Annotated in this window: 14 protein-coding genes; 11 read left to right on the top strand and 3 right to left on the bottom strand. The window is 67.7% G+C overall.

Annotation, left to right across the window (positions count from 1 at the left end; genetic code table 11):
- The first annotated feature begins 24 nt into the window (after nt 1-24).
- The 3 genes from H7F35_RS12330 to H7F35_RS12320 all read left to right on the top strand — a co-directional run bounded on the left by H7F35_RS12330 (nt 25) and on the right by H7F35_RS12320 (nt 4,335).
- On the top strand, nt 25-1,233 hold the full coding sequence (locus H7F35_RS12330) for an ABC transporter substrate-binding protein (RefSeq protein WP_187113137.1): 1,209 nt from the start codon (nt 25-27) through the stop codon (nt 1,231-1,233).
- Nucleotides 1,230-2,183: a 3-hydroxyacyl-CoA dehydrogenase NAD-binding domain-containing protein gene (locus H7F35_RS12325; RefSeq protein WP_187113136.1), complete on the top strand. Its 954-nt coding sequence runs from the start codon at nt 1,230-1,232 to the stop codon at nt 2,181-2,183. Before H7F35_RS12330 ends, H7F35_RS12325 begins: the two co-directional genes overlap by 4 nt.
- Before the next feature lie 340 nt (nt 2,184-2,523).
- Entirely contained in the window at nt 2,524-4,335 is a 1,812-nt protein-coding gene (locus tag H7F35_RS12320) for a feruloyl-CoA synthase (RefSeq protein WP_187113135.1), read from the top strand.
- Between the two features lie 11 nt (nt 4,336-4,346).
- Here the strand turns inward: H7F35_RS12320 and H7F35_RS12315 are convergent, their stop codons facing one another.
- Nucleotides 4,347-5,264: a LysR family transcriptional regulator gene (locus tag H7F35_RS12315; protein WP_187113134.1), complete on the bottom strand. Its 918-nt coding sequence runs from the start codon at nt 5,262-5,264 to the stop codon at nt 4,347-4,349.
- A 118-nt stretch (nt 5,265-5,382) separates the two neighbouring features.
- Between H7F35_RS12315 and H7F35_RS12310 the strand changes: the two genes are divergently transcribed.
- The 3 genes from H7F35_RS12310 to H7F35_RS12300 are packed head-to-tail and all read left to right on the top strand — an operon-like array spanning nt 5,383 to nt 8,519.
- The gene (locus H7F35_RS12310; protein ID WP_187113133.1) at nt 5,383-6,750 is read left to right on the top strand and encodes an MFS transporter; all 1,368 of its coding nucleotides are present in this window, start codon (nt 5,383-5,385) and stop codon (nt 6,748-6,750) included.
- A 12-nt stretch (nt 6,751-6,762) separates the two neighbouring features.
- Nucleotides 6,763-7,275, top strand: a complete 513-nt coding sequence (locus H7F35_RS12305; RefSeq protein ID WP_187113132.1) for a GAF domain-containing protein — start codon at nt 6,763-6,765, stop codon at nt 7,273-7,275.
- Complete coding sequence (locus H7F35_RS12300) at nt 7,272-8,519, top strand: metal-dependent hydrolase family protein (RefSeq protein ID WP_187113131.1); 1,248 nt, start codon at nt 7,272-7,274, stop codon at nt 8,517-8,519. Before H7F35_RS12305 ends, H7F35_RS12300 begins: the two co-directional genes overlap by 4 nt.
- Nucleotides 8,520-8,534: 15 nt before the next feature.
- On the opposite strand, the gene H7F35_RS12295 is transcribed toward H7F35_RS12300, so the two are convergent.
- Complete coding sequence (locus H7F35_RS12295; protein WP_187113130.1) at nt 8,535-9,341, bottom strand: PaaX family transcriptional regulator; 807 nt, start codon at nt 9,339-9,341, stop codon at nt 8,535-8,537.
- Between the two features lie 79 nt (nt 9,342-9,420).
- Here H7F35_RS12295 and H7F35_RS12290 point away from each other — a divergent pair, with 79 nt between their 5' ends.
- Nucleotides 9,421-10,203: a crotonase/enoyl-CoA hydratase family protein gene (locus tag H7F35_RS12290; RefSeq protein ID WP_187113129.1), complete on the top strand. Its 783-nt coding sequence runs from the start codon at nt 9,421-9,423 to the stop codon at nt 10,201-10,203.
- Between the two features lie 39 nt (nt 10,204-10,242).
- The gene (locus H7F35_RS12285; protein ID WP_187113128.1) at nt 10,243-11,799 is read left to right on the top strand and encodes a class I adenylate-forming enzyme family protein; all 1,557 of its coding nucleotides are present in this window, start codon (nt 10,243-10,245) and stop codon (nt 11,797-11,799) included.
- 10 nt (nt 11,800-11,809) lie between these two features.
- On the opposite strand, the gene H7F35_RS12280 is transcribed toward H7F35_RS12285, so the two are convergent.
- The gene (locus tag H7F35_RS12280) at nt 11,810-13,198 is read right to left on the bottom strand and encodes a PLP-dependent aminotransferase family protein (protein WP_187113127.1); all 1,389 of its coding nucleotides are present in this window, start codon (nt 13,196-13,198) and stop codon (nt 11,810-11,812) included.
- Between the two features lie 137 nt (nt 13,199-13,335).
- On the opposite strand from H7F35_RS12280, the gene H7F35_RS12275 reads away from it, so the two are divergent.
- From H7F35_RS12275 to H7F35_RS12265, 3 genes are all read left to right on the top strand, one after another.
- Nucleotides 13,336-14,622 carry a hydroxymethylglutaryl-CoA reductase, degradative gene (locus tag H7F35_RS12275; protein WP_187113126.1) on the top strand — a complete coding sequence of 429 codons (1,287 nt, stop codon included), beginning with the start codon at nt 13,336-13,338 and terminating at the stop codon, nt 14,620-14,622.
- Nucleotides 14,623-14,722: 100 nt separating this feature from the next.
- A complete protein-coding gene (locus H7F35_RS12270; protein WP_187113125.1) occupies nt 14,723-15,175 on the top strand; it encodes a hypothetical protein in 453 nt (150 codons plus the stop codon).
- 41 nt (nt 15,176-15,216) lie between these two features.
- On the top strand, nt 15,217-16,560 hold the full coding sequence (locus H7F35_RS12265; RefSeq protein ID WP_187114250.1) for a tripartite tricarboxylate transporter permease: 1,344 nt from the start codon (nt 15,217-15,219) through the stop codon (nt 16,558-16,560).
- Nucleotides 16,561-16,643 lie beyond the last annotated feature (83 nt).

The raw sequence follows: 16,643 nt of genomic DNA, 5'->3' as shown, positions 1-16,643 counted from the left end.
AACAACGAACGGAGACAAGAGCACATGAACAATTCCCGCACCGCACTGGCCCTGGCGCTCGGCACGGTTTTCGCAGCGAGCGCCTGGGCCCAGGTGTCGGACGACGTGATCCGCATCGGCTTCATCAGCGACATGTCGGGCCTGTACCGCGACTACGACGGCCCGGCCGGCGCCGAGGCCATCCGCATGGCCATCGCCGACATGGGCGGAGCCATCGACGGCAAGAAGATCGAGCTGGTCACGGCCGACCACCAGAACAAGCCCGACATCGCCGCTGCCAAGGCACGCGAATGGTTCGACGTGCAAAAGGTCGACATGCTGATCGGCGGCGTCAACTCGGGTGCGGCCATTGCGATGGCGGGTGTGGCGGCCGACAAGAAGAAGCCGTACTTCGTGGTGGGTTCGGGCGCATCGAGCCTCACCAACGAATACTGCTCGCCCTACACGGTGCACTACGCCTACGACACGGTGGCCATGGCGCGCGGCACCGCAAGCGCGGTGGTCAAGGCCGGCGGCAAGAGCTGGTACTTCGTGGCGGCCGACTACGCCTTCGGCGCGGCGCTGCAGAACGATGCGGTCAAGATCATCCAGGCCAACGGCGGCACGGTGGCGGGCTCGGTCAAGCATCCGCTGGGCGCGAGCGATTTCTCGTCATTCATGCTGCAGGCGCAGAACTCGAAGGCGCAGGTGCTGGCGCTCGCGAATGCGGGCGGCGACACGGTGAACGCGATCAAGTCGGCGGCCGAGTTCGGCATCAACAAGCACATGAAGCTCGCGGGCATGATCATCACGATCAACGACGTACACGCGCTGGGCCTGAAGGCCTCGCAGGGCATGTACCTCACCGACAGCTGGTACTGGAACCAGAGCGCCGAGTCGCGCACCTGGGCGCGCCGCTTCTTCGACAAGCACAAGCGCATGCCCTCGTCCTTCCACGCCGGCGACTACTCGGCCGCGCTGCAGTACCTGCAGGCCGTGAAGGCTGCTGGCAGCGACGATGCAGACAAGGTGATGGCGCAACTGCGCAAGACGAAGTTCAACGACATGTTCGTCAAGGGTGGCTGGCTGCGCGACGACGGGCTGATGGTGCACGACATGCACCTGATGCAGGTGAAGACGCCGGCCGAGTCGAAGGAGCCGTGGGACTACTACAAGGTGGTCGAGCCGATCGCCGGCGAGGCCGCATGGACCACCAAGGCAGAGAGCCGCTGCACGCGGTGGAAGTCGTCATGAACTCCGTCACCACCACCGATGTGAAGCGCGTCGCCGTCGTCGGCACTGGCGTGATCGGCGCGAGCTGGGTCGCGTACTTCCTGGCGCACGGGCTCGACGTGAACGCGACCGATCCGTCACCCGGTGCCGAGGCGCGCCTGCGCGAAGCGGTGGCGCAGCATTGGCCGACGCTGGAGCGCTTCGGCCTGTCGGAAGGCGCATCGGTGGACCGCCTGCGTTTTCACGACAGCCTGGAAGACGCGGTGTCCGTGGCCGACTTCGTGCAGGAGAACGGCCCCGAGCGCATGGATTTCAAGATCGACCTGTTCCGCCGCATGGATGCGGCAGCGCCGCCCGACACCATCCTGGCGTCGAGTTCGTCGGGGCTGGCGATCAGTGGCGTGCAGTCGGGCTGCGCGCATCCGCAGCGCGTGGTGTTGGGGCATCCGTTCAATCCGCCGCACCTGATTCCGCTGGTGGAAGTGATCGGTGGCGAGCAGACTTCAGCCGAGGTCATCGAACGCACGATGGCGTTCTATGCGGCCATCGGCAAGCGGCCGATCCACGTGAAGCGCGAGGTCAAAGGACACATCGCGAACCGGCTGCAGGCTGCGCTGTGGCGTGAGGCCTTTCACCTCGTCAACGAAGGCGTGGCGAGCGTGGCCGACATCGATACGGCCATCGCGCATGGCCCGGGTTTGCGATGGGCGGTGATGGGGCCGTTCATGAACCTGCATCTCTCGGGTGGTGCGGGTGGCATCGCGCACGTGCTCGCGCACCTGGGCGGCCCGATCGAGGACTGGTGGAAGGATCTGGGAGCACCGTCGATGACGGCCGAACTCAAGCAGCAGGTGACGGAGGGCGTGGCTGAAGAACTCGGCACGCGCCGCACCGCCGAACTCGAAACCGCACGCGACACCCTGCTGTTAAACCTGATTCGCGCGAAGGCTGATACCGGCAAGCTTGACTAGATGGAACCCTGCTTTTCTGTTCGCCGCGGTGTGCGTTTTTGCGCTGCTGCTGTTCAGGGCGGCACTCACGCCGACACGGTGCTCTTTTTCGCGAATGTCCCCCGCTTCGCTCCTCCTTTATTTCGCGAAAAAGAGCCCCGTATCGACGTGAGTGTTATGCGGAGCGGTCGTTGATCGGCTGCGCATCAGCAGCGTGTCCAGGTGCGAATGACGCCGGGTGCTCCCCGCAGCGAAATAAAGGAGGAGCGAAGCGGGGGACATTCGCGGAGGGGAGCACCTGGTGTCATTCGCACTCGCCCCGAACAAGAACGCCGCAGACAGCACTCCGTGGAACACTGAAATGACCGACTTCCTCCAAGACGAAACCCTGATCGCCCCACCCCGCACGCTGCGCATCGATTTCGACGACGGCTCCTTCGCGCTGCGCTCACCGATGGCGCTCAAGCCTTATGCACGCTGCATCGGCGAGTGGATCGAACGCTGGGCGCGCGAAACGCCCGATGCATTGGCCTTCGCGGAACGCGACGAGACCGGCGAAGGCTGGCGCAAGCTCGACTACCGCGCGCTGCGCCAGGCAGTCGGCGCAGTGGCGCAAGGCCTGCTCGACCTGAACCTGCCCGCGGGCCAGCCGGTGGTGATCCTCTCGGACAACGCCATCGACCATGCGGTGCTGATGCTTGCGACGATGCACATCGGTCGCACGGCCTGCTCGCTGTCGAGCGCCTATTCGCGCATGGCCAAGGACCCGTCGCGGCTTCACGGCATGCTGAAGGCGCTCGGGCCTTCGCTGATCTATGCATCGGACGCGAAAGTCTACGGCGGCGCGCTCGCGGGCTGCGGTGTCGAGGCGGCCACGGTATTCAGCCGCAACGCCGACGCGCATCCGGGCGCTCTGGCCTTCGACCAGTTGCTCGCGGCCCGGGAAACTCCGGCCGTGATGGAGGCCTTCGCGGCCATCCTGCCCGACACGCACGCCAAGTACCTGCTGACCTCCGGCTCCACCGGCAAGCCCAAGGTGGTGATCAACACGCACCGCATGCTGTGCGCCAACCAGCAGATGATGGCGCAGACCTGGCGCTTCCTGTCGCAGGAAAAGCCGGTGCTGGTCGACTGGCTGCCCTGGAGCCACACCTTCGGCGCCAACCACAACCTGCACATGGTGCTGTGCCACGGCGGCGCGCTCTACATCGACGAAGGCCGGCCTGCGCCGGGCCTCATCGAGAAGACGGTGCGCAACCTGCGTGAAGTGAAGCCCACGCTGCTGTTCAACGTGCCGCGCGGTTTCGACATGCTGTTGCCCTTTCTGGAAGCCGACGACGCGCTGGCCACCGAGGTGTTCTCGCGGCTGCGGCTGGCCTTCTATGCGGCGGCGGCGCTCGCGCCTTCCACGTGGCAGCGGCTCGAAGCGGTGGCGCAGCGCGTGCGGCCCACGCGGCCGCTGTGGCTCACGACCTCGTGGGGCGCGACCGAGACTTCGCCCGCCATCACTTCCGCGCACTGGAAGCTCGACGGTGCCGGCTGCATCGGCGCGCCGCTGCCGGGGCTGGAAATCAAGTTCGTGCCGAACGGCGAAAAATTGGAGATGCGGGTCAAGGGTGTCTCGGTGTTCCCCGGCTATCGCGATGCGCCACGTGAAACCGCCGAGGCTTTCGACGAAGAAGGCTACTACCGCATCGGCGATGCCGGCTTTCTTGCGGACCCGACGCAGCCCGCGCACGGCGTGATCTTCAACGGCCGCGTGGCGGAAGACTTCAAGCTGTCGACCGGCACCTGGGTGTCGGTGGGCACGCTGCGCGTGAAGCTGGTGTCACTGCTCGCGCCGCACGTGCAAGACGTGGTGCTGACCGGTCATGACCGCGACGAGATCGGCATGTTGGTGTTTGCCAGCCCGCAAGGCGCCGCGCTGTCGCCCGAAGCGATGGGCGCACGCATCGCCGAGGTGTTGCGTGCGCTGCGCGATGAAGGCGCGGGCTCGTCGCAATGCCCGGCCTGTGCGCTGGTGCTGGCCGAGCCGCCGAGCCTCGATGCGGGCGAGATCACCGACAAGGGCTACATCAACCAGCGCGCGGTGCTGACCCGGCGCGCGGCCGAGGTGATGCGGCTGCATGCGCGTACGGCCGGCGATGCGCAGGTGGTGCGGCTGCGCGGCTGAACCTTGGCGGCTCAGGACGGCTGTTCAAACAGGGCCAGCAAGGTGTTCTTCAACCACTGGTGCAGCGCGGAGGTCTCGTGCCGCTGGTGCCAGAACAGCTCGATGATGCGCGGCGGCGCTTCGAGCGGAACGGGCATCTTGCGCAGGCCGGTCAGCCGTGGCGGCTCGAAGCGCTCGGTCCACGGCAGCACCGCGATCAGGTCGGAGCGGCGCACCACTTCGTACGCCGCGCTGTAGTGGTTCACGGTCGCGACCAGGTTGCGTTGCAGCCCGCGGCTGTGCAGGAAGAGGTCGTAGGTCGGCGTGGTCTTGCCGACCAGGCTCACATCGACATGGCGCGCGGCAAGAAATTTCTTCAGCGGAATTTTCTGCAGGCGCGCCAGCGGATGCCCGGTGCGCATGAGGCAGACGAAGTCGGGTGACCACAGCGCCCTCGACTTGAGGAACGCCGGCCGCTGCACTTCCTCGTTGTAGACACTGATCGCGAAGTCGGCCTTGTTGTCCGCCAGCACCTTGCCGAAGTCCACCAGCGTGTTGGGAATGGCGTGGATCTGCATCGACGGCGCCGCCTTGCTCAGCCTGCTGGCCAGCCGGGGCACCACGATGCTCGACACGTAGTCGGACATGGCGATGCTCAGGCTGGCGGTGCTGCGCAGGGCATCGAAGCTCTCGACATCGAGGGTGTTGCGAATGGCATGCAGCGACTGCGAGAGCGGCTCCCACAGGTCGATGGCCCGCCGCGTCGGGTTGACGCCCGCGCCGCTGCGCACGAACAGCGGGTCGTCGAAGGTCTCGCGCAAACGCCGCAGCGCATTGCTGACGGTGGGCTGGGTCAACGACAGCTTGCGGGCCGCACGGGTGACGTTGCCTTCGGTCATGAGGGCCTCGAACACCTTCAGCAGGTTGAGGTCAGCGGTGCGATAGGTCATTCACAGCCTCTATAAACACAATCACCAGTATAAATTTGTCGTTATATCCGGTCGATCCTACGATCTGGCGCGTCGTTCATTTGCCGCGTTTGCCAAATCCGTCGTCGAAGGAAATCACATGACCATGCTGTCGGCCCGCATCGAGCGCCTGCCCTTCTCCGGCTTTCATCGCCGGCTGCTGCTGATGGGAGGACTGGGCTACACCTTCGATGCGATGGACGCGGCGGTGATCGCCTTCGTGCTGCCGGTGCTGCGCGTCGAATGGGCCCTGAGCAGCGTGCAGATCGGCGTGCTGGCCAGCGCGAACTTCATCGGCTTTTTCTTCGGTGCGCTGGCGGCCGGCTCCTTCGGCGACCTGATCGGGCGGCGCAAGGTGATGATGTCGGCGCTGGCGATCTACTGCGTGGCTTCGCTTTTCAGCGGCATGGTCAACGAATGGACGCTCTTCCTGGCGCTGCGCATCGTGGCCGGCTTCGGCGCCGGCGCCGAGAGCGCGATCATCGCGCCCTACCTGTCGGAGTTCGTGGCGCGCCGCTACCGGGGCACCTTCACGGGGGCGCTGGCGGGCTTCTTCTCGTTCGGCTTTGTTGCCGCGGCCTTGCTGGGCTACTTCATCGTGCCGGCGTTTGCCGACGGCTGGCGCATCGTCATCTTCATCACGGCCACGCCCGTGGTGCTGTTGCTGTGGTGGCGCCGGGCTTTGCCGGAATCGCCGCGCTGGCTCGAAAGCCAGGGGCGCACGCTCGAAGCGCAATCGATCATGGACGCAATGGAGTCCGACCATGTGCGGCGCGGCCTTGCGCTGCCCGCGCTCAACGCCGAGGACATCGCCGCACCCCCGCCCAGCAACAGCCGGGGCAGCCTGCTGAAGAACTACGCCACGCTGGTCTCCAGCAAGCTCATCCGCATCAGCAGCATGACGTGGTTGATGTGGCTGTCGATCACCTTCAGCTACTACTCGTTCTTCACCTGGATTCCGAGCCTGCTGATCCAGAACGGCATGACGATCACCAAGAGCTTCGGCTATTCGCTGGTGATCTACATCGCGCAGATTCCGGGCTACTTCTCGGCCGCATGGTTCAACGAACGTATCGGCCGGCAGGCCACCATCGTGAGCTACATGCTGCTGGGCGGCCTCTCGGCGCTGGGCCTGGCCTTCACGCACAGCGACAACCAGATCATGCTCGCCGGCGTGCTGCTGTCCTTCTTCATGAACGGCACGTACGCGGGCGTCTACGCCTACACGCCCGAGGTGTTTCCGACGCAGGTGCGGGCCACCGGCTCCGGCCTGGCGTCGGCCATCGGGCGCATCGGCGGCATCACCGCGCCCATTCTGGTCGGCTTCGTCTACCCGTCGCTGGGCTTCGCGGGCGTGTTCGGCATGACGACGGCGGTGTTGCTGCTGGGCGCGGCAGCCGTCACGTTCATGGGCATCCAGACGCGGGGGCGTTCGCTCGAAGACATTGCCGCCACCGAACTTTCCTAAGACCTGTCATCCATGTTGCCAACCTCTTCCCTCACCGAATCGCTCTTCGCCGTGGCACAGGCCCACGCCGACACGCAGCAGCCGCAAGCCACCTTCGATGCGATCAATGCCGCAGTGGCGGCGACCATCGGCCACCGGCTGTTCACCATCCTGGTTCATCACCGCGCGGCGCGCGAGTCGGAGCGCGTCTACACCAACATGCGCGAGGCCTATCCGGTGGGCGGGCGCAAGCCCATCACCGATTCGCCATGGATGCAGCAGGTGATGCTGCAAGGCCTGCCCTACATCGGTCGCAATGCCGACGACCTGCGCGACGTGTTCTATGACCACGAACTCATCGTGTCGCTGGGTTGCCGCAGCGTGCTGAACATTCCGCTGCGCTGGCGGGGCGAAACACTGGGCACGCTGAACATGCTGCACGAAGAAAACTGGTACGACACCGGGCACGTCGAGCTTGCGCGCGTGTTCGCGCAACTGGCCGTGCCGGCCGTGATGGCGCAACAGACCCAGGAGTCCATGGCATGACGAACACGGTACTTTTCAGGAACGCCCATCTGCTCGACCCGCTGCGCAACGAGCTGCTGGAGGGGCACGACATCCTGGTCGAACAGGGTGTGGTGCGCGAGGTCTCCGACAAGCCGCTGCACAGCAAGACGGCGCGGGTCATCGACGTGAAGGGCAAGACGGTGATGCCGGGCCTGATCGACCTGCACGTGCACGTGATCGCGGTGGAGCTGAATCTCTCGCGGCAGGTGCACATGCCCAATGTGCTCATCACGCTGCGCAGCGTGCCCATGATGCGCGGCATGCTGCGCCGCGGGTTCACCACGGTGCGCGACGCGGGCGGCGCGGGGTTCGCGTTCAAGCAGGCGATCGATGCAGGGCTGGCCCAGGGGCCGCGATTGTTCGTCTCAGGGCGCGCACTGAGCCAGACCGGCGGACACGGCGACATGCGGGCCCGTTCCGACTTCCTCGACCCGGGCGCGACCTGCTCGACCTGCGTGCGGGTGGGTGCGCTGGCGCGCGTGGTCGACGGTGTCGATGCGGTGCGCAGGGCCGTGCGCGAAGAGCTGCAGATGGGCGCGGACCAGATCAAGATCATGGCCTCCGGTGGCGTGGCGTCGCCGACCGACCCGGTGGGCGCCTTCGGCTACAGCGAGGACGAGATCCGCGCCATCGTGGAAGAGGCCCGCGGGCGCGGCACCTATGTGATGGCGCATGCCTACACCGCCGCCGCCATCGCACGGGCCGTGCGCTGCGGCGTGCGCACCATCGAGCACGGCAACCTCGTGGACGCGCCCACGGCGGCGCTGATGGCACAACTCGGCGCCTACGCGGTGCCCACGCTGGTCACCTACGACGCGCTGGCCAACGAAGGCGAGAGCTACGGCCTGCCCAAGGAAAGCGTGGCCAAGGTGGCCGACGTGCGCGAGGCCGGCCTGCGCTCGCTGGAAATCTACAAGGCGGCCGGCGTGAAGATGGGCTTCGGCTCCGACCTGCTGGGCGAATCGCAGCGGCTGCAGAGCGACGAGTTCCGCCTGCGCGCCGAAGTGCTGTCGCCCGCCGAGGCCATCGCCAGCGCCACCACGGTCGGCGCCGAGGTGCTGGGCATGTCCGACCGCCTCGGCCGGCTCGTGCCGGGCGCGCTGGCCGACATCCTGGTGGTCGACGGCAATCCTCTGCGCGATGTCGCCTGCCTGCTGGGCCAGGGCGAACGCATCCCGCTGGTCATGAAGGAAGGCGTGATCCAGTTCGACGAACTGGGGTGAAGCGCTTCGGCGCGGTCAGGGCTGCGCCAGCCACTGGCGCCACAACTGCAGCGCCTTGCCCTGGTAGCGCTGGGTCGCCACGAGCAGCGCGGCCCGCGGCTCGGGCGACATGAGTTCGGCCGGCAGCAGCGGGTCGCGGATCAGGTGCGCGATGACGGCGCGCCCCAGCAGCAGGGACTCGCGCACGGCCACTTCCAGCGGCTGGGTGCGCAGGCGCTTCTCGCTGCGTTCGAGCCCCGTCTGCAGGCGCCGGCAGTCGGCTGTCAGCGAGCGCACATCCCACAGCTTGCGCGAAGCGGCCTGCGCCGCCGCATCGAGATCGGCCAGCCGGAACACCAGCGCCTGCGCCGACAGGCCCAGCGCTTCCAGTTGCGTGCGTTCGGCTGCGAGCCCGCCCGCGAGGTTGTCGGGCCGGATGTGCAGGCCGGGCCGCAGCGCGGCGAAACCACGCAGCGTGAGCGCCAGGCCGTGGTGACGCCAGGCCGTCTTGTCGGCGCGCGGCACGCCGGCGTCGTGCACCGCGAGCCAGTCGCCCTGCCATGCGATGGCCTGCGCCTGCTTGTGCTGCCAGTCGTCGACCGCGCGCGACAAGGCCGGCCCCGCGCGGTTGAGCCGATAGCTGCCGCGCTCGCCGCGCCCGATCTTGCCGTCGCTTGCCAGGCGCGTCAGGCCCACGCGAAGCGTCGACTCGCCGATGCCCATGAGCGCGCCGGCCCGGCACAAGGCCTGCGAAGTCAGCGTGCCGCCGTGGGCCACCAGCAGGTCGAGGATCAGATCCGGCGCACTCGGAACGGCGACCGGAACATTACATATCTTGTCCATGTTTGCGTAATAGTGAAATATTTCCTACGATGACCATGAACGAATCAAGCATGTAATTTTGCCCCGAAAGGACACCCACATGGTCAGCCCTTACGTGAACTACACCGTCGACCGCACGGTCTGCACCATCACGCTGAACCGCCCCGACAAACGCAATGCGGTCGACGGCGTCGTGGCCGCCGGGCTGCGCGAGGCCTTCGAGCGCTTCGAGGCCGATGACGCATTGCGCGTTGCGGTGCTGACCGGCGCCGGCGGCCACTTCTGCGCCGGCGCCGACCTGGCCGCTGTGGGCGACCCCGCGCGCCGCAACGAACTCGACCGCGAAGGCGGCGGCAGCGGGCCGATGGGGCCGACGCGCATGGCGCTGTCCAAGCCGTTGATCGCGGCGGTGAACGGCTATGCGGTGGCAGGCGGGCTCGAACTCGCGCTGCTCGCCGATCTGCGCGTGGCCGACGACGACGCCGTGCTCGGCGTGTTCTGCCGCCGCTGGGGCGTGCCGCTGATCGACGGCGGCACGGTGCGCCTGCCGCGCATCGTGGGCATGGGCCGCGCGCTCGACATGATCCTCACGGGCCGGCCGGTCGGTGCCGCCGAGGCGCTGGCGATGGGCCTGGTCAACCGCGTCACGCCGCCCGGTGGCGCGCTCGCGGCCGCACAGGAACTGGCCCACCAGATCGCCGCATTCCCGCAGCAATGCATGCTGACCGACCGCCATTCCGCCTACGGGCAGTGGGACCTGCCGCTGGCCGAGGCCCTGCGCAGCGAAGGCGCGCAGGGCGTGCCGATCGTCTTTGCCGAAGGCGAAGCCGGTGCCGCGCGCTTCGCCGGTGGCGCCGGGCGCCACGGTGAGTTCAAGCGCTGAACCGCACACCCCATCCATAGAAACGACAGGAGACACGCCTTGCATTCCACGCCGTCCGCCGCCCCACCCGCCCGTGGCCCGACCTACCTCGACCTGATCCGCCGCGGCGCACTGCAGCACGGCCCGCGCACCGCCATCGTGTTCGGCGACAAGACGCTGACATTCACCGAAGTCGACCGCCTGAGCAGCCAGCTCGCGCATGCGCTGCACGCGGCCGGCGCGGTGCCGCACACGCGCGTGGCGCTGCTGCTCAACAACGGCCTGCACAGCGTGCCGCTGGACTTCGCCTGCGTGAAGGCCGGCATCAACCGCGTGCCGTTGAACTCGCGGCTGTCGCTGGCGGAACACGCGCGCATGCTGGCGGAAACCGGCAGCACGCACCTGGTGTTCGGCCCCGATCTCGCCGAGCGCGCAGCCGCCTTGCGCGAGGCCGTGCCCGCGCTGGTGTGCATGGGCATGGGCGCAGCCCTGGCCGGCGCCACCGACCTGCTCGCACAAGCCGCGTCGTGCCCCACCGAAGGCCCGGCCTTCACGCCTTCGCACGACGACGTGGTGCTGACGCTGTTCACCTCGGGCACCACCGGCACGCTCAAGGCGGCGCAGCACACACAGGCGTCGTATGCGGGCATCTGCCGCAACGTGCTGCTGAACCTGCTGCCCGCCACGCCCGACGACGCGATGCTGCACGCGGCTTCGCTGATCCATGCGAGCGGCGTCTTCGTGCTGCCCTTCTGGCTGCGCGGCGGCCGCACGGTCATCCTGCCGGGCTTCGAGCCGGGCCTGTTCCTGCGCACGCTGCAGGCCAAGCGCATCACCGCCATCAACCTGGTGCCGACGATGCTGCAGATGCTGTTCGAGCACCCCGACATCGCCGCCACCGACGTGCAGGCCCTGCGCTATGTGATCTACGGCGCCTCGCCCATGCCGCGCGCCGTGATCCAGCGCGCGATGGCGGCCTGGGGCCGGCACCGCTTCTGGCAGTACTACGGCCAGACCGAGGTGCCGCTGTGCCTGGCGGTGCTGCGGCCCGAAAACCACACCGACGACCTGCTCGACGCCTGCGGCCAGCCGGCACTCGACATCGAGATGCGGCTGATCGACGAAGCGGGCAACGACGTGCCACCGGGCACGCCCGGCGAGATCGCGGTGCGTGCGCCCTCTGCCGTGGCGGGCTACTACAACGCCACCGCGCTCAATGCCGAAACTTTTGTCGAAGGCGGCTGGGTGCGCACGCGCGACGTGGGCGTGTTCGACGAACGCGGCTTCCTTCACCTGAAGGACCGCACCTCGGACATGATCATCAGCGGTGGCTACAACGTCTATCCGCGCGAGGTCGAGAACGCACTGATGACGCACGCGGCCGTGCGCGAATGCGCGGTGATCGGGCTGCCGCACGAGAAGTGGGTCGAGATCGTCACCGCCGTCGTGGTGCTGCGCGCCGGCCAGCAAGTGAACGAGGCCGAGCTGATCGCGCATGTGGCGGACCAGCTCGCGTCTTACAAGAAGCCGCAGCGCGTGCTGTTCGCGCAGGAGATTCCGAAAACGGCCGTGGGCAAGCTCAACCGCAAGCAGTTGCGCGAGAGCTTGCGCGACTGACGACGTCTGTTCAGCTCCCGCGCCGCCGCAGCGCGGTGCGCAGCGCCTTTGCGAAACGCGGGTCGGCCATCGCGCCCACGTTGAAGCGCGACCAGCGCGACACCTGCGTCGAATCGACGCTGAAGATGCGCCCAGGCGCCATCACGATCTTGCGCGGCAGCAACTCGCGGGCAAAGGCCAGCGAGTCGTCCACGCCCGGCAGCGCGGCCCAGATGTAGAGCGACTGCGGGCTGCGCGCAAAGACCTCGGCGTCCACGGTGTCGAACAGCTTGAGCGCGTTGCGCGTCGCTTCACCGAGCCGGTTTTGCAGGCGGTTGAGGTGCCGCTGGTAGTGGCCTTCGCTGAGGATCACGTCGACCGTGCGCTCGCAGTACTCCGAGCTGCTCACGTGGATCAGCGCCTTCAGGTCCGCGAGGTCGCTCGCCAGGTCGGCACCGCAGGCAATGAAGCCCACGCGCAGCGCCGCCGAGAACGACTTCGAGAAGCTGCCGATGTAGATCGTGCGTTCGAGTTGGTCGAGCGCCGAGAGGCGCGGCAAGGCCGTGGGCTTGAAGTCGGCCAGCGGGTCGTTCTCGACGATCAGCAGGTCGTACTTCTGCGCCAGCTGCAGCACGCGAAACGCCTTGGCCGGCGAGATGTCGGAGCCCGTGGGGTTGTGTGCCAGCGACTGCGTGAAGAACAGGCGCGGCCGCTCGGCGATCAGCAACTGCTCCAGCACGTCGAGGTCGGGCCCGTCGGCCAGACGCGGCACGGCGAGCATCTGCGCGCCCGCGAGCTTGAGCTTGCCGAACAGCGGGTAGTAGCCGGGGTCGTCCACCAGCACCTTGCCGCCGGGCGGCACGAAGTAGCGGATGACGATGTCCATCGCCTCGTTGGCGCCATGCGTCAGCACGATCTGCCGTGGCTCGGCGCCGATGCCGAAGTCGGCGAGCTTGCGCACGAGGTGGTCGCGCAGCGGCGCATAGCCGAAGCGGCTGCCATAGCGAAACAGCGCGCCGAGCCCCGTGCGGACCACCTTCGGGTGGTACTTGTCCAGGCGCACGTCGGCCAGCCATTCGACCGGCGGAAAGCCGTCGCCCACGGCGATGGCGTCGGGCTGCGTCTTCAGTTGCTCGCGCATGAGCCACACGATGTCCATGGCGCGGCCGAGGCTGCCGGCGTCTTCTTCCGCCGGCTTGGCCGCCTGCTGTTGCGGCAGCACGAAGTAGCCAGAGCCGCGTCGCGGCTCGACCAGCCCGCGCGACACCAGCAACTCGAAGGCGGCGACGACGGTGTTCTTGGCGTAGCGGTGCAGTTGTGCGAGTTCGCGCAAGGAAGGCAGCTTGTCGCCGGCCTTGTAGGCGCCGCTGGCGATCTGGCGCGCGAGGGCATCGGCGAGCGAATCGGCAATGGTGGTCATGGGCGCCGACTGTGACACAGCGGCCCGCCCTCGCGCACCACTGTCCGCACTGTCCCGCCAAACTGTGCCTTCCGCCGGCGGTACAGCCGACCTAAATTGCCTGCTCCCGAATTCATCTTCCGAAGAGACAAGCAACGATGGTCGCCGATTCCCGCATTCCCAACTTCCGCGCACTCACGCCCGCGCAGCGCTTCGCCCACATCGCGCAGGCCGCATCGCTCAGCGACGACGAAGTGGCGCTGCTCGCGCAGCCCGGCGCGCTGAGCGTGGACCGCGCCAACGGCATGGTCGAGAACGTGATCGGCACCTTCGAGCTGCCGCTGGGCGTGGCGGGCAACTTCACCATCAACGGCCGCGACTATCTCGTGCCGATGGCGGTGGAAGAGCCCTCGGTGGTGGCCGCCGCGTCGTTCATGGCCAAGCTGGCGCGCGAAGGCGGCGGCTTCGAGGCATCGAGCACCGGGCCGCTGATGCGCGCGCAGGTGCAGGTGATCGGCATCACCGATCCGTACGGCGCGCGGCTCGCATTGCTGCGTGCGCGCGACGAGATCCTGGCCGTGGCGAACAGCCGCGACAAGGTGCTGATCGGCCTGGGCGGCGGCTGCCGCGACATCGAGGTGCATGTGTTCGGCGACACGCCGCGCGGCGCGATGGTGGTGATGCATCTGATCGTCGACGTGCGCGACGCGATGGGTGCGAACACCGTCAACACCATGGCCGAGGCGGTGTCGCCGCTGGTCGAGAAGCTCACGGGCGGCACGGTGCGGCTGCGCATCCTGTCGAACCTGGCCGACCTGCGGCTGGCGCGTGCGCGCGTGCGCCTTGCGCCCGCGGTGCTGGCCACGCGCGAGCGCAGCGGCGAAGAAGTGGTCGAGGGCGTGATCGATGCGTACACCTTCGCGGCCATCGACCCCTACCGCGCGGCCACGCACAACAAGGGCATCATGAATGGCGTCGATCCGGTGATCGTCGCGACCGGCAACGACTGGCGCGCGGTGGAAGCCGGCGCACATGCCTACGCCTGCCGCAGCGGGCGCTACACCTCGCTGACCACCTGGGAGAAGGACGCCACGGGCGCGCTGGTCGGCACCATCGAGATGCCGATGCCGGTGGGCCTGGTCGGCGGTGCGACCAAGACGCACCCGCTCGCACGGCTCGCACTGAAGATCCTCGACGTGAAGTCGGCGCAGGAGCTGGGCGAAGTCGCGGTGGCCGTGGGCCTCGCGCAGAACCTCGGCGCCTTGCGCGCGCTCGCCACCGAAGGCATCCAGCGCGGCCACATGGCGCTGCATGCCCGCAACATCGCGCTGGTCGCGGGCGCCACCGGGGACGAGATCGACGGCATCGCCAGGCAGATGGCGGCCGAGCACGACGTGCGCACCGACCGCGCGGTGGCGCTGCTCGAAGCGCTGCGCAAGAAGTAGGCAAGCAGAAGGCGGGAGAGCCCCGCACAACGGACCGCGGCCGATACCGCGGCGGCCACGCAGGTGGCCGTCACATAACCACCGACGGAGACAAAGACCAATGAACGCAGACAGTGCAACGCCCGCCCGCTGGCGGCTGGTGGAGATATGGGGCGACACCGCCGACCTGGGACACCTCGCGTGGTCCATCGTCATCGGTGTCGCGGTGAGCCTCACGGGTTACCTCGTGGCGAGCCGCGTGCTCGCAAGCGCCGTGAGCACGCCCGAGCTGGCGCGCGCCTACGCCATGCTCGCGGGCCTCGGTGGCTGCGTGGTGTCGGGCCTGATCTGCGCGAAGCTCTTCGTGCCCAAGCGTGAAGTCGTCGAAGGCACAGCGGCCGATCCGCGCTGGCGCGAAGAAGTGCTGGCCGAACTGGCTGGCGAGCACAGCGACCTCGGTTCGGTGGACGACCTGCCGCCGTCGGTGGTGCGCGAGATGAAGGAGCTGGAAATCTACGACCTGTTCGCGTCGTACAAGCCCCGCGCCCGCAGCACTGAAGGAGCCGCACCGTGATCGATGCCGCCCTGTTCAACCAGATCCTCGTCGCCACCGGCATGGGCCTCGTGGGCGCCATCGTGTTCGCGGCCATCGGCCTCGTCTCGGGCACCGACGAAACAACCACGCTCGCGCCGCTCACGCTGCTGGTGGTGCTGCTGGGCGTGCCGCCCGAAGGCGTGTTCACCTTTTTCCTGGCGGCGGCCGTGGCCAAGCACATGACGCATGCGGTGCCCACCGCGCTGCTGGGCATTCCGGGCGACACCATGGCCACGCCGCTGCTGCAGGATGCGAACGTGCTGCGCAACCTGGGCGTGCCGCACATCGCGCTGCGCAAGATGGTGTCGGGCGCGATCATCGCGGCCTTCATCGCGGTGCCGCTGGCCGTGCTGTTCGCGGTGCTGCTGGCGCCTTATGGCGCAGCCATCACCAAGGCGGCGCCGTGGATCTTCGTGGTGGCGGCCGTGGCCATTGCGTACTTCTCCAGCGGACGCTGGGCCTCGGTGGCCACGCTGGTGCCGTTCGTGATGGTGATCGTGGCGCTGCAGGCACTCACCGGCAAGTACGGCGTGAAGCTCAGCATCAGCTACTTCCTGGGCATTGCCATCGGGCCGCTGGTGGCCGACCTGTTCTCGGTGATTTCGCCCGCGGCGCGTGCACGGATGAAGCGCGACAAGGTCCGCACCTTCTCGCTCGCACCCGACGTGAAGGGCTGGACGGGCTACTTCCCGAACCCGTTCAAGGTGCTCGACCGCACGCAGGTGAAGTGGACCTTTGCAACGGCCGCGATTTCCAGCGCCACCTTCGTGTTCAGCCCGGTCGCGATGACGGTGGTGCTGGGCGAGCTGGTCGGCTCGCGCATCAAGCATGCGTACCACCGCCTCACCACCACGCTGGCCGCGCGCAACGGCGTGACCGAGGCGACCTACATCGCCGAGGCGCTGATTCCGCTGATTGCCATCGGCCTGCCGCTGAGCCCGGTGGCGGCCGGCCCGGCCGCGCCGCTGTTCAATGCGCCGCCGGTCTACACCATCGACACCGCCACCGGCCAGACCCACAACCTGCACAACCTGCTGAACCACTGGGAGTTCCTGGGCTACGGCATGCTGGCGGTGGTGCTTGCAGCGCTGGTGGCCTATCCGTTCACGATGAACTTCGCGCGCCGCGCGGCGCTGTTCGTCTCGCGCAAGGTGAGCCACGAGGCGATCATCGCGACCTTCGTCGGGCTGATCGTGGTGATCAGCGTGTGGGAAGGCCAATTGCTCGGGCTGCTGGTGATCTTGACGATGGGCCTGCTCGGCGGCTTGCTGTCGCGTGCCATCGGCTTCAACACCGGCGTGCAGTTCATGGGCTACTACACGGCGGTGCTGACTGTGCCTGCTGTGATCAAGGCTTTTTCGTAGTCGTACGTCTCGTTCGGAGGTGCTGCTGTTCAGGGCGTTGCTCACGCCGACACGGTGCTCTTTTTCGCGAATGTCCCCCGCTT

The organism is Variovorax sp. PAMC26660 (genome assembly GCF_014302995.1).
In the GTDB taxonomy this organism is placed as follows: Bacteria; Pseudomonadota; Gammaproteobacteria; order Burkholderiales; family Burkholderiaceae_C; genus Variovorax.
The sequence above is the reverse complement of the archived record's forward strand: the minus strand, read 5'-3'. Positions and strand labels throughout refer to the sequence as shown.